General features: G+C 58.1%; 16 protein-coding genes. 3 read left to right on the top strand and 13 right to left on the bottom strand.

From position 1 onward, the window contains the following. Nucleotides 1–618 precede the first annotated feature (618 nt). Nucleotides 619–969, top strand: a complete 351-nt coding sequence (locus tag FH061_RS24465) for a PilZ domain-containing protein (RefSeq protein WP_151638455.1) — start codon at nucleotides 619–621, stop codon at nucleotides 967–969. A gap of 467 nt (nucleotides 970–1,436) precedes the next feature. Here the strand turns inward: FH061_RS24465 and FH061_RS24460 are convergent, their stop codons facing one another. The 10 genes from FH061_RS24460 to FH061_RS24415 form a co-directional block, all read right to left on the bottom strand. Continuing rightward, complete coding sequence (locus FH061_RS24460) at nucleotides 1,437–2,027, bottom strand: chromate transporter (protein WP_151638454.1); 591 nt, start codon at nucleotides 2,025–2,027, stop codon at nucleotides 1,437–1,439. Continuing rightward, complete coding sequence (locus tag FH061_RS24455) at nucleotides 2,024–2,599, bottom strand: chromate transporter (RefSeq protein ID WP_151638453.1); 576 nt, start codon at nucleotides 2,597–2,599, stop codon at nucleotides 2,024–2,026. Before FH061_RS24455 ends, FH061_RS24460 begins: the two co-directional genes overlap by 4 nt. 129 nt (nucleotides 2,600–2,728) lie before the next feature. After that, entirely contained in the window at nucleotides 2,729–3,466 is a 738-nt protein-coding gene (locus FH061_RS24450; RefSeq protein ID WP_151638452.1) for an aquaporin, read from the bottom strand. A gap of 342 nt (nucleotides 3,467–3,808) precedes the next feature. Then, nucleotides 3,809–5,374 (bottom strand): carboxylesterase/lipase family protein, encoded by a 1,566-nt coding sequence (locus FH061_RS24445; RefSeq protein WP_151638451.1) that lies wholly within the window; start codon nucleotides 5,372–5,374, stop codon nucleotides 3,809–3,811. Nucleotides 5,375–5,499: 125 nt separating this feature from the next. After that, entirely contained in the window at nucleotides 5,500–6,285 is a 786-nt protein-coding gene (locus FH061_RS24440; RefSeq protein ID WP_151638450.1) for an SDR family NAD(P)-dependent oxidoreductase, read from the bottom strand. A 63-nt stretch (nucleotides 6,286–6,348) separates the two neighbouring features. Further along, nucleotides 6,349–8,007, bottom strand: coding sequence for a long-chain fatty acid--CoA ligase (locus tag FH061_RS24435; protein ID WP_151638449.1), 1,659 nt, complete (start codon nucleotides 8,005–8,007; stop codon nucleotides 6,349–6,351). Between the two features lie 435 nt (nucleotides 8,008–8,442). After that, entirely contained in the window at nucleotides 8,443–9,498 is a 1,056-nt protein-coding gene (locus FH061_RS24430) for a VWA domain-containing protein (protein ID WP_151638448.1), read from the bottom strand. After that, nucleotides 9,495–10,430 (bottom strand): DUF58 domain-containing protein, encoded by a 936-nt coding sequence (locus FH061_RS24425; RefSeq protein ID WP_151638447.1) that lies wholly within the window; start codon nucleotides 10,428–10,430, stop codon nucleotides 9,495–9,497. The genes FH061_RS24430 and FH061_RS24425 overlap by 4 nt, the downstream gene beginning before the upstream one ends. Continuing rightward, entirely contained in the window at nucleotides 10,405–11,421 is a 1,017-nt protein-coding gene (locus FH061_RS24420) for an AAA family ATPase (RefSeq protein ID WP_225984850.1), read from the bottom strand. Before FH061_RS24420 ends, FH061_RS24425 begins: the two co-directional genes overlap by 26 nt. Nucleotides 11,422–11,448: 27 nt before the next feature. Further along, nucleotides 11,449–12,462 carry a S1C family serine protease gene (locus tag FH061_RS24415; protein ID WP_151638446.1) on the bottom strand — a complete coding sequence of 338 codons (1,014 nt, stop codon included), beginning with the start codon at nucleotides 12,460–12,462 and terminating at the stop codon, nucleotides 11,449–11,451. Between the two features lie 741 nt (nucleotides 12,463–13,203). Here FH061_RS24415 and FH061_RS24410 point away from each other — a divergent pair. Continuing rightward, nucleotides 13,204–16,041, top strand: coding sequence for a response regulator (locus FH061_RS24410; RefSeq protein ID WP_151638445.1), 2,838 nt, complete (start codon nucleotides 13,204–13,206; stop codon nucleotides 16,039–16,041). A 335-nt stretch (nucleotides 16,042–16,376) separates the two neighbouring features. Next, on the top strand, nucleotides 16,377–17,153 hold the full coding sequence (locus FH061_RS24405) for an alpha/beta hydrolase family protein (RefSeq protein ID WP_151638444.1): 777 nt from the start codon (nucleotides 16,377–16,379) through the stop codon (nucleotides 17,151–17,153). Nucleotides 17,154–17,444: 291 nt separating this feature from the next. Here the strand turns inward: FH061_RS24405 and FH061_RS24400 are convergent, their stop codons facing one another. The 3 genes from FH061_RS24400 to zwf are packed head-to-tail and all read right to left on the bottom strand — an operon-like array spanning nucleotide 17,445 to nucleotide 21,569. Continuing rightward, nucleotides 17,445–19,364: a glucokinase gene (locus FH061_RS24400; protein ID WP_151638443.1), complete on the bottom strand. Its 1,920-nt coding sequence runs from the start codon at nucleotides 19,362–19,364 to the stop codon at nucleotides 17,445–17,447. Continuing rightward, nucleotides 19,345–20,109, bottom strand: a complete 765-nt coding sequence (gene pgl, locus FH061_RS24395) for a 6-phosphogluconolactonase (RefSeq protein ID WP_151638442.1) — start codon at nucleotides 20,107–20,109, stop codon at nucleotides 19,345–19,347. Before pgl ends, FH061_RS24400 begins: the two co-directional genes overlap by 20 nt. Beyond that, nucleotides 20,109–21,569, bottom strand: coding sequence for a glucose-6-phosphate dehydrogenase (gene zwf / locus FH061_RS24390; protein WP_151638441.1), 1,461 nt, complete (start codon nucleotides 21,567–21,569; stop codon nucleotides 20,109–20,111). Before zwf ends, pgl begins: the two co-directional genes overlap by 1 nt. Nucleotides 21,570–21,887: the final 318 nt, after the last annotated feature.

The raw sequence follows: 21,887 nt of genomic DNA, 5'->3' as shown, positions 1-21,887 counted from the left end.
AGTGTGAAAGTAGGTCATCGTCAGGCTAGTTCTACCGCATCAGCCCTGCCTCCTCATGGACGCAGGGCTGTTTGCTTTGCGCGTGCGCAATGCATGCCGCATAGGGGGCAGCAATCGACATGCTCGGCGTGTCTGCCATGAGGACTGTCGCTGGCATGGCGATACGCCGATTCCGCGTGCTCGGGAACGCCATCCTGTATGAACCATAATGTCAGGCAAGGTGTTCAGGCTGCTTGTTGTACCCGGTTTCCCGGTGCTTGATTCTTTTGCCGGCACAGCAAGCACGGAAGATGCGGAGACCATACGCCATGGTCACATTAGATGTACAGCACGCTTCGTGCTGTGCTGCATCTCATCTCGAACCCTTCCTTGCTTGTGTCTGCTCCAATTTCATGCATGCATCAAAAAGAGCGAGTTTGGTGAGAAGCAGTCTTTTGGTGAGTGAGCATGAGTCTTAACGGACAAATGGGAGCGATCTGCATGCTGGTTCAGGAACTCGAGCCAAGTGCACGGAAGTTAAACAAATGTGGGATACTTACTGGTTGGAAATGATTTTCTTGTTTGATCGATCAAACGCCAGCTACATAAATTCAAATCAGCCCGTCACCGTGAAACCGCATGGAAGCCACTTCCACCATTGAGCGCAGAAGATCTCTACGAATACCGTTCACGGTGCCCGCAAAAATATTATTGCCCGAGCTGCCCGTCATACCCGTACGCACAATCGAAATTTCGCTTGGAGGCATAGGCCTCGTCAGCGAAGCGCAAATTGCACCGAACAACGCATGCGCAGTGGCTTTTGAGCTTCAGACTTTGCATGAGCGAAGAAGAATTAATGTCTGGGGCATGGTGACACATACTTCCAAGCTGCCTGGAAATCTATATCGCAGCGGCATTGCCATAGTTGATGCAGATCCGATAAGCCGGCACTTCCTTCGAATATTTCTCGAAGAACTCAGCCGTACATGACAGCCAAGTGTCTGCACAGTCTCAAGCGTCTTCGGTCTGACTGTACTGACGATGCAGGCACATTTTTCCGCAGTACTGCGTTGTGGGAACGCCGAGTCCTCCTAGCCACCGCCCCGGGTGCCGAGTTCGCCATGTTGCATCGCCACGCCTCTGCCCCCGGACCGGGTTGCATGCCGGTCCGGCTACGCGCGGCAGTTTCATCACTCGCCTGACGCCGTTCACCTGATATGACGGTGTGCCATCACTCCTCGGGGTAATGAATTTAAATATCCAGTCTCGGCTTCCCGTTTCATAGCATCAAGTGCTGCTGGTCTTCGCCGGTTGATTAACGCGCGAACTGGCGGATAGACCGTGTTTGCCAAGCTGCTGCGCGGTCCACATCGGCGCCTGTCTTGCTCGGCGTATGTGCGTAAGCCTGTGTGTCCTGATACGACTCCGGACCGCTCGCAACATTTACCAGACACAGTCTAGAGTAGTCCGAGCGCGCCCAGCAATGCACCCATACCCAATAAAACCAGCAAATGTATCTTGGTCTGCCAGATGAGAAGAGCGGACAGAATCGATATCAGCCACAATTTCCACTCCCCGCCGGGAAGCCCTTGCGCATTGGTGTTTGCGAGAACCCAGCTTGTCGCCAGCAATAAGGCGATGACGATCGGCCCCATGCCTACCTTGAAAGCGCGTACCGCCCGCAGCTGGCGGTTGCGGTGTCCCCATTGAGCGGCGAGGTAAGTCAGCGTGGTGCTTGGCAGCAGAATACCCGTCATGGTCACCAGCATACCGAGAAACGCGCTAGGCATCCCGCCGGCGTTCATGCCTACATTCCATCCCATTAATGCCACGAAGAGAACGTTCGGTCCCGGCGCGGCCTGCGCGATGGCGATCGATGCATTGAACTGGCTGGCACTGAGCCAATGATGGTCTTCGACAAGATAGCGATGCATTTCACTGGTCGTCGAGATGGCCCCGCCTATGGAGAGCATTGAAAGCAGGAGATAGTGTCCGAACAGGCCAAGCCAGTCGGACCAATACAGATCGATTGCAATGGCCGTATTCATGGCTTGAGCTTTCGGTAGGTAAGAAGGCAGGAGAGGCCTCCGAATACCGGCAGTACGACATACAGCGGCCAGCGAAAGGCTGCGACCACGACCAGCGTTGATACACAGAACACGATGGCGAGAGGGAGACCCAAGGGATGTGTTCTGAGGATGCTCGCCAGTTTCAGCCCGCTGGCTCCAATCAATCCAGCCGCCACGGCACCCATGCCGCGGAGTGCGCCCGCGATTCCAGGATGGTCGGCGACATGTGCATAGATGATCGCAAGCGCAAGCAACAGCATCAAGGGCACGAGCAGCATTCCTGCGAGGGCGGTCAACGCTCCACGCAATCCGAAATAGCGGCCGCCGATGATCAGCGCCAGATTGACTACATTGGGACCCGGCATTATCTGCGCTACTGCCCATTCTTCAACAAATTCATCTTTCGTCAGCCAGTGCTTCTTTTCCACCAGATTATGCTGGACGACCGCAAGGACGCCGCCAAAGCCTTGCAGCGCAAGGAAGGTAAATGACGTGAAGAGGTCGGTTAACGATTGGGGCTGGGCGCGGGGCGGCGCATTGACGGTATCCATGGATAGCGCATGAGGCTTGCGGTTGCGGACCGGCTATTGTACTCAATCGCAGGCAGGAGAGTTTTCAGCAAGTGCACCAAGCAGGATACATGAGCAGTAGAAGATGGGCATCTTCTTTTCGACATGGACCTACCGATGCAGACTCGCCCGCACAGTCTGCGTATCGAGGCCTGCGTTGCACATGACCGATGCGGGTCCCGAGGTGTGTTCGGATGTTTGGTTAGGATACAGCCAGCTGAACAGCAAGGTAGACGCCAGGCCGCCGCACAACTGTGCGGTTACAAGGCTCGGGACATCGCTTAATCGTATTCCTGCAGGAGATGCTGTCACGGCTTTTGCGAGCGTCATCGCAGGATTCAGAAACGCCGACGATGGCGTGAACCAGAATGCTGCAATGACATAGGCAGCGACGGCGAACGGCATGATCCTGTCACCGTGGCGCGTACTTCCGATGCAGACGCCGATCAGGCCGAAAGCCGCGATGAACTCGCCTATCCAGTGTCCCGAAGTCGAACGAGCAATCGTCGCCGCTTCGAATGCCGGAGCATTGAACATGACATGGGCTGCGGCGACTCCTGAAAGCGCTCCAATGCACTGGACGGCGATATATCCCGCGGCTAACGGTGCTGCAATCTGCCCGCGCACGACTTCGGACAAGGTCAGAACAGGATTGAAATGCGCACCCGATATGTTTCCGAAACAGGCAAGCAGGGCGAACAAGCCGAGACCGCAGACGAGCGAGCATGCCAACAGGGCGGTTAAGGGACTGCCTCCCAGACGCTCGGCCATCATGGCCGAACCGATGGCCATTGCCGCCAGTATGGCGGTTCCAAGTCCTTCTGCTGCAAGCTGCCTTTGTATCGTCATTTCAATTCTTATCCGGTGCCATGTCCTGATGCGTCTTCCTGTGTTCAAGGATGCGCAGTGGCACAGATGCTAATGGCAAAGGCAGGCTTTGATAAGCCGAACCGGTGTCAGCTCAGAACATACCCTTAGTATCGACAAAAACGAAGCCGATAAACGGAATGAGCAGATGGGCCACTGCAACGGCGGGCAAGAGCGGGCACCATTACGGCGCCCGGACTTGCCCGGAACCGGCATATGCAGAAATGCCCTGTATGCATCCGTATGGGCGATTTCCATCCGCTGCAGGAAGATGCTGGCGCGAGCGCCCGCATCTCCGATTTCACAGCCTTGTTTCCTTGCGCATCACGCGCCTGTCCAGAACGCGCACTTGTGCCTTTCGGCAAAGTTCGTCACTGTGCGCGATGCTCCCGGTTCGAGCGACTGATAGGCGTCGTTCGAACCGGTGTACTGCGCCCATGTCGGACCGGTGCCGTTCGGGTTGCTGTTCTTGGCAAAGGCGGTCCAGTACGCCACCATCTGATTGGACAAGGCTTGCTGAGCAGCGGTGTAGGTCACGTTGGAGCGGCTGGTCGGGAACAGGTACTGTATCTCGGCCGCATGGTAAGCACCCCAGCGCGGACGGGTTGCGGGCGGGAGATAGATCATCGGCGCATTCGGATCATTGAACTCATAGGCATAGACATTCGTGCCGCTTGCGCTCTTGAGCCTTGCCGAGGTGCGGCCGGAGCAGGCAAACAGCAGGTCTGTTGCAATCGCGTCATAAGCCTCGACCGGGGTCGCATAGGCGGTCAGCGGATATTGTGCGTTCACCTGCTCGAAGGTCTTGCCCGAGGCGGCAATCAGACTGCTGACGCGTGCCTGGTAGTTCGTCGCAGTCACCGGACCGACTGACGGCACGAGATCCATGCGCGCCGCCGAGAGAAGGCTGTATTCATCGGCATTGTTGCCTTCGATGACTGGCACCTTGTTGAAAGTGCCGGAGGCAAATGCCGAGCGCAAGGTCTGCGGCAGCACCCTGTTGTCGATCGTCGGCACAACATTGGCACCCGCCTGGCGTTGCAGAATCTGCTCGACCGGCAGTGCGCGCAGGCAGCTTGCGCTTTGGTCGGTGCAGCCGGCGGCGTTCGCAACGGCCGTGCCGCCGGCCTGTGCTTGCGTCAGGGCAGGCTGGTCCAGATTGTAGGAGCCGCTCTGGACAATCGCCTTGTTGAAAAGACCGGAAGCCAGCGGCGAAGCGAGTTGGGATTGCACGCTGAGTCCGCCGGCCGATTCGCCGAAGATAGTCACATTGTTCGGATCGCCGCGGAATTGCGCGATATTGTTCTTCACCCAGCGCAGCGCCGCCTGCTGGTCCATCAAGCCGTAGTTTCCGGAAGATCCTCCTTGTTCCGCGCTCAGTGCGGGATGAGCGAGGAAGCCGAGATGGCCGAGACGGTAGTTGATCGTGACCACCGCAACGCCTTGGGCAACAAGCTTGCTTGCATCGTAGCTGTCGCCGGAGCCGGATACAAAGGCCCCGCCGTGGATCCAGACCATGACAGGGAAGGGGCCGTCGCCCTTGGGCGTAAATACATTCAGGTAGAGGCAGTCTTCATTGGTGCTGGCGGCGCCGAAGGCTCCGCCGGTCTGGGGGCAGCCGCTTCCAAACTTGGTGGCGTCGCGCGCGGTGGTCCATGCCGCCGGCGCTTCCGGCGCCCTCCAGCGGCGCGCACCGGTCGGCGGGGCCGCATAGGGAATGCCGAGATACTGGCGCATGCTCGCGGTTTCATTGCCGAGTACCTCACCCCGGTCGGTCAGAATGCGGTTGCGGTCTTCATTATCACCGCCGCATCCGGCGAGTGCCATGCCGACGATGGCGGCAAGCAGAAGCGGCCTGCCGGGACGAACGCCTTTTCGGTCGAATCTCATTCAATGTCTCCTTGAATTATTAGAGGTTTTTAATATTGCATGTCCCTCCGATACGCGGGCAAAAGCGCTTCCCTGCACTGGACGGGCATGGTACTGCGGGTGCTGCTTGAATGAAGTAAGCCGGATTACACTTTCATGCCGGGCAGATTGAGCGAGGCCGTATTGCCGCCATCGACCGGCAAGGCCTGGCCGGTGACATAACTGGCATCGTCGCTGGCAAGGAAGGCGATGACGGCGGCGACTTCCTCCGGCCGTCCATAGCGCCGCAACTCGCAGCGCGATCCCAGCTTGTCTTCCTTTTGCGCTGCGCGAGCCCGCTCGAACACGGGTGCGGTCATTCCGGTTTCGATCAGGCCGGGACAGACGGCATTGACGCGGACATTGAATTGGCCGAGGTCGCAGGCGCTGGTCATGGTCAGGTTGATGACAGCCGCCTTGGAGGCGCTGTAGGCATTGCCGCCGGCGCCGGAGCGTATGCCGGCAACCGATGCGGTATTGACGATGGCACCGCTTCCCTGTTCACGCATGATGCGGGCCGCGTATTTCGTGAAGTGGACCGCACCCATGATGTTGACCGCGATGATCTGTTGCCAGACTTCGGTATTGGTTTCCGTGATCGGGGAATAGTCTCCGCCGGAGATGCCGGCGTTGTTGCACAAGGCATCAATGCGGCCGAACCGCTTGAATGCCTCCGTGACGCATTGCTCGACCTGCGCTTCCTGTGCAATGTCGAGCGCACGGAAGTCTACCCTTGCGGCATCATTCAATTGTGCCGCCACCTGTGCAAGTGCCTCCTCGTTGCGATCCACCAGGATCACCGATGCTCCTTCATTGAAGAGTCGTTGCGCCGTGGCCCGGCCGATGCCGCTGGCAGCACCGGTAATGATTGCTACCCGTTTGTCAAATCGCATGTTGTCTCCACCGTTTGCTGTCTTGTTCCGGCTCTGGGTCCGTTGAGAGAGGTTGCAGTCGCTTCAGGCCGTGTTTTCCTTCTCCTGCAATTCGCGCCACTGGATTTTCCCGGTCGGCGACTTCGGCAGGGCGTCAACGAATTGCACAATGCGCGGACTCTTGTAGGCCGCCATGTTCTGGTGAGCCCAGTCGACGATTTCCTGTTCCGACACCTGGCCGCGATGGCTGTCCTTCAGGACAATCATGGCCTTCACCGTTTCTCCGCGCTTGGGGTCGCGTGCCGCGATCACGCAGGCTTCCTGAATCGCGGGATGCTGATACATCAGGGCCTCCACCTCGGCCGGCCATACCTTGAAGCCGGACGCATTGATCATGCGCTTGAGCCGGTCGACCATAAAGAAATAACCCTCCTCATCGGTCGTCGCGAGATCGCCGGTGCGCAGGAAGCGCTTGCCATCCAGTTCGATGAAGGCTTCACGCGTGGCCTCCGGATGATTCCAGTAGCCTTGCATGACGTTCGGTGCATGCACCACGATCTCGCCGACCTCGCCCGGCGGAAGCTCATGAAAATCCGCGGGGTCGACGACGCGGGCATCGACATCGTAAATTGGAATGCCCAGGCACTGGCGTTTGGGGCGATGGAGCGGGTTGATATGCGTGGCTGCGATGGTTTCCGACATGCCGTAGCCTTCGACGTACGGCAGTCCTACCAGATCATCAAGTTTCTTCGCCACCGCAGCCGGCATCGCGGCGCCGCCGCCCCGTATTCCGCGCAGGCTCGAGAGGTCGTACTCGCCAATGCGCGGGTTGGCCAGCATATCCACAACCATGGTGGAAATCACCTGGAGCGAGGTAATGCGATAGCGCTGTATGCATTCGCTGGCCACATCCCGATCCCAGCGCGACAGTACAACAATGGTGCTGCCGAGATAGAGAGGACCGCTCATGCTTCCCTGCATGCCGGTCACGTGGAAGAAGGGCAGCACCGACAGCATCACTGCATCCTGATGCGAGCTAAACCATTGCATGCTGGCCACGATGCTGTACATCACGCTTGCATGGGTATGCATGCAGCCCTTGGGGTGGCCTGTCGTGCCGGAGGTGTAGGGCATTACGCAGAGATCATCCGGACCCGCCGTCATCGGCCCCGGACGCAGATTGCGCTCAAGCATGTCCGCCCAGAGCGTGACGCCATTGCCGCTGATGTTTTCGCGCGGTGCGCTGACGAAATCCGGCATGCGAAGGTCGGTCGGCTGTTTCAGGTAATCGGAATAGGCTGCGACCAGGATATTTTCCAGTCCGTCGCCAAGCAGGGGCGACATCTGCGCATACAGGTCCTGCGGCACGATGGCCGTCTTCGCTCCGGTGTCCTCCACATAGTGGCGCAATTCGGTCGTGCGGTTCATGGGATTGACCGGCACGACCACGGCGTCGGCCCGGAGGATACCGTAATAGGCAAGGATGAATTGCGGACTGTTCTGCAGATAAAGCAGAACGCGGTCGCCTTTCTTCACGCCGCACTGCTGCTGCAGGTAACCGGCAATGCGCTCGGCTTCATCGCGGAACTGGGCATAGCTGAGCGGCGTGCCGTAATAGATGAGGTAGGGCTTGTCGGGAAAACGTGTCGCCGACACTTCGACGTTATAGAACAGATGCGTTTGCGGTATGGTGAGATGCCGCGGCTGTAATGCTGGCCAGAAAGCCAGGTGGCGATCAGACATGTTTTCCTTCTCGAGCGTCAATGCGTTGCACTGGATTGCCATCGGCGGTAGCGTTTCGCTTGCCTGGGGGTAGTCCGCTGTGCTGCTGCGTCCCGCCGTTAGTTCTGCAGTGCGAAACATAATTCCAGAATAATGATTTATCCTAACAGTGCCCGCTGTGTGATGTAAAGATTAAATTTTATTATGGCGTAATAGTTAAGTGGCATGGGAGAAATAGCTATGTGGAACATGCCATGTCCCGGCCTTCCTACGCAACGCAAAGATGAATTTCTTATCGCTGCAGTGTTTTAAAATAGGAATTTATGTTTTGCAGAGTGGAACAATCAAAAAGCGATAACTGCGTTGCTTACCTCGTCAACATCCGCTTGGCAAAATAAGAGCGCCTGCATGGCTGCAGGCGCTGGAGAAACCCGGCTCGAATATCTGGTGTTTTCGTCAGAGGATGCGGTTAAACCATAGCATCGACAGCAAGGCGGACAGCAAGGCAAGCAAGGCGGCGCCGGCGGCGAAAAAGGCGGTGATTTCGGTTTCCTTGCGCTCAAGCGTCAGCTTGGAATTCAGCATCTTGTATACCTGGGTCAGTTCGTTGGCGGTGCCGGCATAGAAATACTGAGCCCCCGTCACACCTGCTATTTTTTTCAGGGACTCTTCATCCAGACGCACATGCATCGACCAGCCCTCGCCGGCAACAACCTCACCCTCGGGCGTGCCCACACCGACGGTAAAGACCCTTACGCCGCGTTCCGCGGCCATCAGCGATGATTCGACCGGATCCGGTCCTGTGGTGGTCTGGCCATCGGTCAGAAGAATGATGGCGGCCGACGTGTAGGAGCCCGGCGGCACCGGCTTGTGCTCGGGTTTCTTTTCGGCCGAAGCTTCATTGATTGAACGTCCGCCCGATCCATTGCGTGACTCCTTCGGGCGCGGATCGCTGGAATTGAGGTCGAATTCCACTTCGGGAAAGATGGCCTTCAGCGAAACCAGGATGCCGCTGCCGATCGCTGTCGCCCGCTGCAACTGGATGCGGTTGATGGCCGCAAGAATGTCTTCCCGGTTTTCCGTCGGTGCCTGAGTCACGGCAGCGGTCCCGGCGAAAGTCACCACGCCGATACGGGTATGGCGTGGCTGCTTTTCAACGAAGCCGCGCACCGCTTCCTGCGCGGCGGCAATCCGGGTCGGCTGCACGTCGCTGGCACGCATGCTGCCCGAAACATCGATCGCCAGGATCACGGTTTCGTATTGCGAAGGCAGTGTCACCAGCGCCGCCGGCCGCGCCATGGCAAGCAGCATGCCGGTAAACGCCAGCAGGAACAGAGCCGGCGGAATGTGGCGTCTCCAATGCTGGGATGCGCCCATCGCTTCCTTGACGATCGACAGGCCGGCGTAGCGGACCGCAAGTTTCTTCCTCCGGCGCAGCAGGAAGATGTAAAGACCGATCAGCAGCGGTACGCAGATCAGTGCCCAGAGTAATTCAGGCCAGAGAAATGTCATCGTCTCTCCAGATGCGGTGGCAGCGATCTGCCCGCATGCAAGCGGCTGCGCCCTTTGCGCAAGTCGGAAAAACGCAGCAGTGCATCGAGGACATTGTCCTCGGTGGACAATTCAAGGACATCCACGCCGGCATAATCGAATGCCGCATGCAATTCGTCCTCGCGCCGCGTCACGGCGGCCGCAAAGCGGCTGCGGAAACCACGGTCATGGGTATCGACCAGCAATTGTTCTGCGGTCTCGGCATCCTGGATCGTCAGAAGGCCGAGGTCGGGCAGTTCCATTTCCAGCGGATCGTACAGTCGCAGCGCAATGATGTCGTGCCGCTGGCCGAGCAGGGCCAACGGCTTTTCCCAACCCGGCTGGGTAATGAAATCGGACACAACGAACACCAGCGAGCGGCGCTTCATCACCTGGGCCGCGGTTTGCAGCAGGTCATGCAGCCGGGTCGTCTCGGACTGCACGCCTTTCTCTCTGGCCATCATCCGGTGCAGGATCTGAAGCACATGCCGGCGTCCGTTGCCTGCGGGAATAACCGTGTCGACATTGGAGCCATAGAACAGCGCCCCCACCCGATTCGAATGCCGGCTCAGAACGCTCGCCAGTACGGCGACCGCCTCGGCCGCCTGTGAGCGCTTGGTCACTTCACCGGAACCGAAGTCTTCCGATGAACTGAGGTCAAGCAGAAACCAGGCGTTCAGGTCGCGCTCCTCGTAGTATTCACGCACATACGGCGTCTGCAGCCTTGCTGTCACATTCCAGTCGATATGCCGGACATCGTCGTGATACTGGTACTCGCGCAGGTCGGCCAGATCCAGGCCGACGCCGCGGAACAGCGAGTGATAGTCGCCGTGCAGCATTCCGTCGAGCTGGCGGATGATGGTCAGCTCGATGCGCCGGAGCAGCGATTCAGGCGTTCGCGTTAAGTCGGACATGGGTTTCCAAGAGCCTTTCCGGTGCAGGTATGTGTTTCATGATGCGATGAATGATCTGATCCGGCGTGATGGCGTCGGCCAGCGCCTCATAGGTCAGCGACAAGCGATGCCGCAACACGTCGGGCACGAGGTCGGAAACATCTTCCGGACGCACATGATGCCGTCCGCGCAGCAGTGCAAGCGCACGGGCGCCCTCGATCAGGTGAATCGAAGCACGCGGGCTCGCGCCGCAGTTGAGGTAATGGGCCAGGTTGGGAACGTTGTAGCGATCCGGATTCCGGGTGGCTGCCACCAGGCGCACAGCGTAATGCACCAGCGAAGGATCGACATAGCATTCCCGGCACTGCTGCTGCAGTTGCGCAAGCTGCATGGTGGATGTGACCGCGCCAAGATCGGGCGCTTCTCCCGTCACCCGGTTGACGATCACGAATTCCTCTTCCTCGGTGGGGTAATCCACCAGGACTTTCATCATGAAACGGTCAACCTGGGCTTCCGGCAAGGGATAGGTGCCTTCGGTCTCGATTGGATTCTGGGTGGCCATGACAAGGAAGGGCTTGGGAACCAGGTGCGTTTCGCCGGCAATGGTGACCTGGCACTCCTGCATGACTTCAAGCAACGCGCTTTGTACCTTGGCCGGCGCGCGATTGATTTCATCGGCGAGGATCAGATTGGCAAACACCGGGCCGAGCGTGGTGGTGAACTCGCCGGTCTTCTGGTTATAGATCCGGGTGCCTATCAGATCGGCCGGAACAAGGTCAGGCGTAAACTGGATGCGCCGGAAACTGCCCTGAATCGTTCTTGCAAGCGTCTTGACGGTCAGTGTCTTGGCCAGACCGGGCACGCCTTCCACCAGGAGATGGCCTCGCGCAAGAATCGCCACCAGCACGCGTTCCAGGAAATGGTCCTGTCCCACGACCACGCGCTTGACTTCGTACAGCACCTGTTCCATCTGGCGCGATACTTCATTGCTGCTTTTCTCTCTGTCTTCCATGGACCTCTGCCTGGTTGATGCTGCGTTTTAGAAAGGCGCCTCGCCGGCGGCCGCTGCCGCGGTTTCGATCGGTACGGCAAAACCGATTCCAATAAATGAACCTTGCGGATTCGGGCTGAGAATGGCGGTCACGATGCCGACCACTTCGCCGCTCATCGTGATCAGCGGCCCTCCCGAATTTCCGGGATTGGCTGCCGCGTCGAACTGGATCAGGTTCGCCAGCACGCGCTTTTCATCTTCCGCCTGATAATTGCGTTTGAGGCCCGAGATGATGCCCGATGATGCCGACGGACCGATATTGAAAGGAAAGCCGACCGCCATGACCTTCTCCCCGATTGCCAAACCCTTCGTGGAGCGCAGCGTCGCAGGAATCAGATCATCCGGCACCTTGCTTGCCTGCAAGACGGCGAGGTCGTTCTCGGGTTGCTGCCCGATGATGACGGCATCGGACCTGGTTCCATCCGCAAAGTCGATCTGCAGTTTTTCCGCGCCGGCTACCACATGCAGATTGGTAAGAATGACGCCCTTGTCGACCACCACAACTCCGGTGCCGACACCAAGGGTTTTGCCCTTTGATGGGGACTTGTCATCGCCGACTTGCGTGACGCGTACAACGGAGGGCCGTATTCTTTCAAAGGCCTTGACCTCCGCGGACGGCAGCGTCTTGTTTTCCAAAGTGTGCAGGACGGCGGCATCAATATCCTTTTGCGTCAGCTTGCGCTCTTTGGGCAGCGTCCCCAGGTAGGTGAACGCAAGCAACAGGCTCAGGAGAACGGAAGAAAGCACCAGCAGCAGCTTTTCATGACGGACTGCAAAAGCGCGTGATCTGTTGAAACGCCTGGGCTTGACAGCGGCGACCGGCGAAGCTGGAGCCGCCGGCGCGGGGTCAATGGACGCGGCCGGCGGCGCCTGTGCGGATGACGCCTGTGTTGTTTGCGATGGCCGATGCTGAAACTGTTCCTGAGGGTGAGCTTTGTCATCGGCGGACTTGTCCCCGCGACGCGGGCGCACCGATTTGCTATAGAGGGATTGCTTTTTCATCTGGTGCCCATCGCGTAAGGCTACCTTCTCTTGATCTGGCACACCCTCCGCGAGATCGACGGATAAGGCATGTCAGTAGCCGTTTCTGCGTAGACGCGCGCAAGACAGTTTTTGTTTCCGGCGTTCGCCCTTATGAAGAACTTTATATCGAGCTATTCGAATTTATTTGTGACAGCGCAAAGACCGGCGGGCAAAGAATGACGGGGCGCAATTTTGCTGCGATAAATATGCTCCGTGCTGCTTGAGGTTCGCTGGTGTGCGGGCGATAGGGGATTGCATGCATTGACAATCTCAGAGGCCCTGATAGCGGGGGGATCAAACCACGCATTCCAGTAAGCGGGTACAGAGACATCAGAAGGGCGCTGGAAAGGCCTTTCATTGTGCAACGACAGTAGAATGATTCGCCATGCCGTCATAATGCCAATTGCACCCAAATCGCGCAGGTATCGCACCTGATACGAGAGATTTGTGCGACAACGCCTGCCGGTTTGGCTGAAACACCGCGTGCTCCCTGATGTTCCGGTTTCAACACCGATGAGCTAGCTTATCGTGGGATCGTATGGAGAGAATTCTTTCCCTGCCGCGCCGGTGCCTGTGTTTGGCAAGGCCATTTCGTGCCGCAGGGGCCGCGTCTTCATTTGACGCCGGGTACGCTGCCCATGCAGACAAACCGCAGAAGAACATGCAAGTGCGGCGGCGCCGGATGGCTCTATGTAAATTGCATCCCGTTGGAGAAAAGTAATGACGCGAAGCGACGCCGTCAATATCCTTATCGTGGACGATGAGCCGGCCAACCTGCTGGCGCTGGAAGCGGTGCTCGAACGGCTCGGCGAGAATGTCGTGCGGGCTCGTTCCGGAGAGGAGGCGCTGAGCAAGGTGGAACAGGCGGATTTCGCTGCCATTCTGCTGGATGTGCGAATGCCGACCATCAGCGGCTTCGAAACGGCGCGGCGCATACGTCAGCGTTCCGCATCGAGTCGTACGCCCATCCTGTTCCAGACCGCTGCCATCGACGACCATTTCCCTATCGAGGAAGCCTATGCCTTAGGCGCGGTCGATTATCTGACAAAACCGCTGGTACCTTCGGTGTTGCGCGCGAAGGTATCGTTCTTTGTCGAACTTTACCGCAAGAATGCGGAACTGGCGCGGATCCAGCAGGAGCGGCACCGAGCCGCCTTGAATGCCAAGGATCAACGCATCCGCCTGATCCTCGACAACAGCAAGGATTATGCATTTGTCGTCACCGACCCGAACGGCATCGTGACGGAATGGGAAGGCGGGGCAGAAGCCATTACGGGATGGCTTGCCGCCGAGGCTGTCGGACGTTCTGCCGCCATCATCTTTACGCCGGAAGACCGCGTCGCGGGCCGGCCTGCATATGAAATGCGCATGGCGAAAGAGACCGGCCGCAGCGAAAACCGGCGCTGGCATATTTGCAAGGATGGGACGCGTTTTTTTGCAGATGGTGTGATGGTGCCTTTGAATGACCCAGCCGGCGAACTGCGCGGCTACGCAAAGATTTTCCGAAATGCGACGGCCGAACAGCTTGCCGCTGAAGAGCTCCAGGCCAGCAATGACAGGCTCGCGGCAAGCGAGGCGCGGGTACGCCTTGCCACGGAAGCGGCGGATCTCGGCATCTGGATATGGGATCCGGCCGCTGGCGGGATGCGCTGGGAAAACGACCGTGCCCGGCAGATTTTTGAAGGCGCGTCGCCAGGTCCGGTCGCTATCGGCAGGAGGCAGGATTTAGCGTGCTACCCGGAAGACTTCCTTTACAAGGACGATCTTCCCGAATTCCATCGTCAGGCAATTGCCACCGTCGCAAGCGGCGAACGCTTTTCGTTTCAGGGCCGCGTCTTGCGCGAGGACGGCAGCCTGCGCTGGGTTGAAATGACTGGCCGGCTTCAGCATGCGGCCGACGGCTCCCCGCATATCCTCGGCATGGCTGCCGACGTCAATGAAAGAAAGCGTGCCGAGGAACGCGAGCGGCAGGCGGTGCGTGAAGCCATCGCCGCCGCCGAAACCAATGCGAAATTTCGTACCTTCTTTGAACAGGGCTCCTATTTCGCCGGAGTCATGTCAATCGACGGAACAATGATTGAAGCAAACCGCTCGTGCCTGGAGATGACCGGTTTGACGCGCGAGCAGCTTGTCGGCAGAAAGTTTTGGGAGTGCGGGTGGTGGGATTGTTCATCTGACTTGACTGAAACGGTGCGCCAGGGCGTCAAGGAGGCGGCGAGCGGCGGCACCTTTCGCAAGGAAATGCCATATTGCGCCACGGATGGCCGCATGAGGACCATCGACCTGATCCTTGCGCCGGTAACCGACCACCACGGCAATATCCTGTTTGTTGCTCCGACGGGCTCGGACATTACCGACCGAAAGGAAACAGAAGAGCGTTTGCTCCGCCTGGCGTCCGATCTGGCCGAAATGGACCGGCGCAAGACGGAATTCCTGGCGACGCTTGCACATGAATTGCGCAACCCGCTTGCGCCACTGCGCAACGGCCTTCACATCCTGCAACTGGCCGGTGATGATGCCGAGATGACAGGCAGGACACGCGACATGATGGAACGGCAATTGCTACACCTCGTGCATCTTGTCGATGACCTCCTCGATGTCGCCCGGATCACGCGCGGCCAGATCGAGCTCAAGAGCAGACGTGTGGAACTGAAGCCGGTTATTGCGAATGCCATCGAGAGCTGCATGCCGCTGATCGAAGCCAGCGGACACCGCTTCAACGTAAAGTTGCCGGATGAAGTGCTGATGGTTCATGCCGATCCGACTCGGATCGCACAGATAATCAGCAATCTGCTCAACAACGCTGCCAAGTATACCGGACACGGCGGATGGATCGAGTTGACGGTTCAACGCGAAGAAAGCCACGTCGTCATTGCCGTCACTGACAATGGTCTCGGCATTCCCGCCGAAGCGCTGCACGGCATATTTGAAATGTTTGCGCAAGTGGACAGCAACATGAAGCGTTCGCAGGGTGGTTTGGGTATTGGCCTTACTCTGGTGCGTCAGCTCGTTGAACTGCATGGCGGAAGTGTAACGGCGTCGAGTCCGGGTCCGAATCAGGGAAGTGCTTTTACAGTCAGGCTGCCCTTGGCCGAGAGCGTTGCCTTTGATGGAATACCTGCTTCTTCCGCAGTTCATCCCCAGGCAGAAGGAGAAAGACGCCAAGGCGTGCGGGTGCTTGTGGTCGATGATAATGAAGACATTGCCGACAGCATGTCGGCATTGCTGGATATCGGCGGGCACACTACAAGGGTGGCCAACAATGGACTGCGTGCCCTGCAGATCGCTCATGAGTTCAAGCCGGATGCGGTGTTTCTGGATATTGGCATGCCTGACATGGATGGCTATGCCGTGGCAAAAGCGTTGCGGCAGCTGCCTGAGATGCAATCCGTGATGCTTGTCGCGCTGACCGGTTGGGGCAGCGAAAGCGATCGCGTGCGTTCCAAGGAAGCTGGTTTCAATGAGCACCTTACCAAGCCGGCCGGACTTCCTGCGATTGCGGGAATACTGGCGAAGATCGACCATGCGCGTCTGTCTCCCGGTGAAGCCGGATGTTAGCCGGGCCTGCGCTGCAGAGGAGCTGTTCTGTCATGGATTTCCTGCCCGAACCCGCTTTGAGTTTTTGTGGGTTTTCACGAAGCGGGTCGCATCGACAACGCATTCATCTGGCTTCGATGCAAACAGGATTTTCCATGGTTTGCCGAGTGCATTCGGCTGCAACCTTCATTAGGGCGGATTGCGGATGAAAGCAAGGTCGCCTCGGCCTGTGTGGGGTGCATGGCAGGTCGTTCTTCACTGGCGTGGCCTGCCACTCGGTGCTTTTCCCAGCTTGTCCTGCCTCCCGAGGAAAATCTATTCTTCCTTACACCTACCCGCAAACCGCTTTACGAGGAATGGCAATGCGACGTTTTGATTTCCCGGGCAGCCAGGGGCAGAAACTGGCCGCGAGACTGGATCTGCCGACCCGACCGCCCCGCAACTATGCTTTATTTGCCCACTGCTTTACCTGCGGAAAGGATGTCTTCGCCGCCAGCCGAATTGCTTCGGCATTGACCACGCATGGAATCGCGGTGCTGCGTTTCGACTTTACCGGGCTTGGAGCAAGCGAGGGCGAGTTTGCAAATACTAATTTCTCGTCTAATCTTGACGACCTGATTGCTGCGGCAAATCATTTGCGTACCGCCCACGCGGCTCCTTCGCTATTGATTGGCCATAGTTTGGGCGGCGCCGCGGTATTGGCCGCTGCCCGACGCATTCCTGAAACGAATGCTGTCGTGACTATTGGCGCCCCCAGTGATCCAGCACATGTTGTTGCTCAATTTGCCGTACATGTCGACCAGATTCGGCAGGAAGGCGAAGCCCTGGTGCAGCTGGCGGGACGCCCGTTCAGGATTACGAAACAGTTTCTCGACGATGTGGCGGAACAACGGCTTCTGCAGGACGTCACCATGCTTGGACGTGCATTGATGGTCATGCATTCACCACTCGACCAAACCGTCGACATCGGCAGTGCAACGCGGATATTCGCAGCAGCGAAACATCCGAAAAGTTTCGTATCGCTCGACAATGCCGATCATCTGCTGACCCGTCGCCGCGACGCCGAATACGTCGCCGACATCATTGCAGCATGGAGCAGCCGTTATCTCAACGACTTGCCGGCAGGGCACTGATTTTTGCAGCATGTCGAACCATGGCGGGATACGCCGGTTGCAGAGGCTAGAGCGGACCGCATTAGATGGTTCAAGGAATCGGCTGCTCTGGAATTGCGGACTTGATCGGTGCGGCTTGCGGCATGTATTCATGCCGCAAGCATGCTGTCCACTCTGGTTCAATTGCCTTAGGCTGTATTTGATAAGCTGCTGCGCGGTCCGGATTGACCCCTGCGGTGCTCGGTGTACCCTGCGTACGCGTGCGCTCCTCGATGCCAATCTGAACCGTTCGCGACGCTTATCAAACACAGCCTAGAGCTCGAGTCCGCGCTCAGCAATCTCGTCGTTGGATACATGGAGCACATTCGAGTGCTCCGCTCCGCCGGGCGTGACATGAGCCAGTATTCCCCGCTTGGCTTGGCGCTGCAGCTCCGAGAAAGGGCTGGATCGCTTGAGCGAAACACCGACTGCGAGCATGTCAACCAGGATCAGGAGCAATATCCGGGAGACCATCGGTATGAGCGAAGGATTTGCTTCATTATGTTCAAAGGGGATGACGATATGAGCGCGTCTGGCAAGTTGGGAATTTGCCGGTGCGAGCGCAATGATCGTCGCTCCGGAATTGGTTGCCGCCTCGACTGTCGGAGCGAGATGGCGCAAGCGTCCGGAATTGGAAATCACGACGGCAACATCCGTTGGTTTGAGCAGCGACGCTGACAGTTCCTGCAATTGAGGGTCGATATATGACGAGGCCGCAATGCCGAGACGGAAGAACTTCTGACGGGCGTCTTCAGCGACCAGTCCGCAACTGCCGAATCCGTAGAACTCGATCTTGCTTGCCTGCGCGAGAATATCGACGGTGCGGTCCAGCAGATCGGCGTTCAGATTGTCGCGTACCTGAAGCATCGCCGACACGGTATTGTCAACGACCTTGACACCGACATCAAGAGAAGAGTCGCCGATATGAACCTGGCTGTGGGCAACCGGAATCGTCCCGGTGACTCCCGACGCCAGCTTGATCTTGAAGTCAGCCAGTCCCAGGCAGCCAAGACTGCGGCAGAAACGGATGACGGTAGGCTGGCTGACATCCGATCGACGCGCGATGTCCGAGATGGGATCGTTCATGACCGACCGTGGATGACTCAGGATGAGACTGCCGACTTTCTGTTCGGCGGGCGACAGCTGAGGCATCACCTTGCGTATGCGCTCCAGGATCGGAACCGAGTTTCCGCCGCCGAGGTGTTCGGACAGTATCGCGGCAACGCCGACGAATGCAGGATAGGGTGCAGTGATGACAAAGCTCGGTATCTCCGCCAAGTATTCCGAGAAACGTCCTTTCTGTTCAAAGCGTGCGCGGAAAGGAGACTTTGCAAAATAATCGCCCAGCCGGGGAACGACGCCGCCGCCGATATACATTCCTCCCAGCGTGCCGAGCGTAACTGCCACGTTCGATGCGACCGTTCCCAGCATTGCGCAGAAACATTCCACGGCTTCCATGCATAACGGATCGCTGGCATCGAGGGCGCGCTTTACGATTTCCGGCGTGCCGAGATGTTCTGCGGTCTTGCCGTGAATCGATGCAAGCGCTTCATGAATCAGTTCGATGCCCGGTCCCGATGCCAGCCGCTCCGCCGACACATGCTCGTGCTTCTTCCAGCAGTACTGCAGAATGGCGATTTCCCTGTCGTCTCCCGGAGAAAAGGAAACGTGGCCACCTTCGCTGCCGAGCGCGATCCACCGTCCCTCCGTGGAAATCAACCCGCCGACACCAAGACCGGTGCCCGCGCCCACCAGGCCGATTACGCTGTTCGGCCGAGGCTTGCCGCCACCGATCTTCTGGTAATGTTCCGGCTCAAGGTGCGGGAGCGACATGGCTAGGGCGGTGAAATCATTGACCACCACCAGTGTGTCGAGCAGCAGTTGGCGTCGTGTTGCCTCGATCGAAAATGCCCAGTGATGATTGGTCATCTTGATTTCATCGCCATTGACAGGTGTGGCGATATCCACCGCCGCATGCCGTACCGGCGGTGAGTTGGCTTTTTCCAGATAGGCTTCGGCTGCCGCCGCGAACGTGGGATAGTCGGTACAACGCAGCACTTCTATCGTGTCGATCTGGCCGGGCGCACGCTCAAGCCCGAAGCGCGCATAAGTTCCGCCGACATCAGCCAGCATGCGCGGGCCATCCAGATATTCTTGACCTTCGGTGAAGTGCCTATTTGCTATGGAAGACATGGAGGTTCACTTTCGATTGAGCAATTAACATGGCAAGAGGACCTGCCTTGGATAAAACTTCCGCGCTGCTGCGCCCGAGCGCGTACGCGTCGGCGGCAGCTTTTGCGGACATCAGCGTTTCAAGCTTGGCACTTCCGCCCGACCACAAATAGCAATGCGACTGGCTGATCAAGGCGCGAAGTGAAAGACTGATACGTGCATGCGGGGCGATTGCCGGCTGCAATGCGATGTAACGGTCTGCGGTGTCGCATGCGGCGGGCCATTGGGGAGCATCCGCGAATAGCGAGGCCGTATGTCCATCGGTTCCCATGCCGAGCACGATGCAGCATGGATTCCTCAGTTCCGGCCGCCCGTTGGCGATATGGGCGGCATGTACCGCCGCATTCCAGCGGTCTTCATTAATGGCGAGGGCTTCATCAACAAGAGGAATCCAGCGTGCGGGCTGCAGCCGCCCCGCGAGCAGATGCTGCCGCACGAGAAGGGCATTGGAATCCTGATGACTGCCGGGAACTGCCCTTTCATCGACCAGCGATACGTCGACGCGACTCCAGGAAAGACGATCGACTTCGTTGCCGGGGGCGGTGCTCAGCGCCGAGAACAGTGGCAGCGGGCTACGTCCGCCGGAGACGAGGAGCAGAGCCCGTTCCTCCGTCTTCAGTCTGCTTTCCAGGTCGCTGGCAATCCGGGCGGCCAGCGCCCCTGCACATTCGTCGACATGTTCAAATTCATGGATCATCAGTCCCATCACCGCTCCTCATGCCAGGCGAATCCGGCCCGAGACAGCAAGGCGCTCGATGCCGCGGGCCCCCAGGTGCCGGCTGTATAAAATTTAGGCGCGAACGGCGTGGAACGGCACATTTCGAGGATTGGCTCAACCCAATGCCAGGCAGCCTCCTGTTCATCGCGCCGCACGAAAAGGGCAAGGTTGCCTCGTATGGCATCCAGCAGTAGCCGCTCATAGGCATCTTCGCGGCGTTCACCGAAAGCTTTGTCCAATGCAAGGTCCAGAACGACAGGCTGCAATTTCATGCCGTCGCCAGGCTGCTTTGCGAGGCAATGCAGCTTGATCGACTCTTCAGGCTGCAACCGGATGACCAGACGGTTCGATACTTCTCCAGCGAGACCTGCAGGAAGAGGCAGGATCGGGTAGGGAACCGGCTTGAACGTAATGACGATCTCGGCCATTCGCTGCTGCAGGCGCTTGCCTGTACGAAGGAAAAAGGGCACACCGGCCCATCGCCAGTTGTTGATTTCCGCATGCAGTGCAATGAAGGTTTCGGTATGCGAGCCTGAAGCGATGCACGCTTCCTCCTGATAGCCCGGCACCGCTTTCCCGCGAACCGCTCCTGCGGTGTATTGGCCTCGTACGACATTTCGTTCCAAGTCGTTCGCGGTCAGTGGCTTGAGCGCACGCAGCACGCGCAGCTTTTCATCCCGAACCGCATCCGCGTTCAGCGAGGTTGGTGGTTCCATGGCCACCATGCAGAGAAGCTGCAGCAGGTGATTCTGGACCATGTCGCGCAAGGCGCCGGTAGCGTCATAAAACTCGCCGCGCCGCTCGACGCCGAGTTCTTCCGCGATGGTGAGCTGAATATGTGAAATGGCTTCACGACGCCACAGGGGTTCGAACAGGGAATTGCCGAAACGTAGCGCGAGCAAGTTCTGTACTGATTCCTTGCCCAGGTAATGATCAATCCGGTAGATCTGGTTTTCGCTGAATACGCATGCCACCGCGTCATTAATGGTGCGTGAAGAAAGCAGATCGTTACCTAAAGGCTTTTCCAATACCACGCGTGCATCCGCGAGTTCCACATGCGCAGCGAGATTGCGGCAGATCGGTTCAAACAGACTTGGCGCTGTTGCGAGATAGAAGACCTTCACCCGCCCGTCCTGCGGCAGGCGCGACGCCAGTTCGGCGTATTGATTCTCCCTTGTTGCATCCAGTTTCACATAGTCGATCCGGTTTAGAAAACTCGCCGCACCCTCGGAAGTATGGCGGCCCGGCGCCGCCCACGCCGGCAGCTGCTCGCTTACCGTTTCCTTGAACGCGGTAGGGCCGATGTCCTGATTCGATACACACAAGATGCTGCCGTCCGATTGGAGGCTGTTTCCAAGGTGAGCCGAATACAGCGCCGGCAATATCTTGCGCATGGCCAAGTCGCCTGTAGCGCCGAAAAGAACGAATGTGAACCGCGGTGTTGACATGTGGAAATTGTCTTGAACTAGATTAATAACTCAATACTAATGTACTTATACTACACAAACCAGACATTTGCACAGAAATTTTATTATTAATACATAATTTATGATGATCTTGTGTAGTTGTTGAAATATTACAGGGGGTGGAGCCGCTGAGTGGAGGAAGGTCTTCAATATTGGAAAAGCATGGCGGAATGACGGGGGAGTCTGGGTCCGGCCAGCGGGTAAGGCTGCATTGATGGGAAAGCCGTGCGCCAGAGCGGGCGCCTGAATTGATGCCTGCAAAGCCGCGCGGTGACATGCTTCCAACCGAATGACGGCAAA

It is taken from the genome of Noviherbaspirillum aerium (assembly GCF_008929045.1).
Lineage (GTDB): Bacteria > Pseudomonadota > Gammaproteobacteria > Burkholderiales > Burkholderiaceae_D > Noviherbaspirillum > Noviherbaspirillum aerium.
The sequence above is the reverse complement of the archived record's forward strand: the minus strand, read 5'-3'. Positions and strand labels throughout refer to the sequence as shown.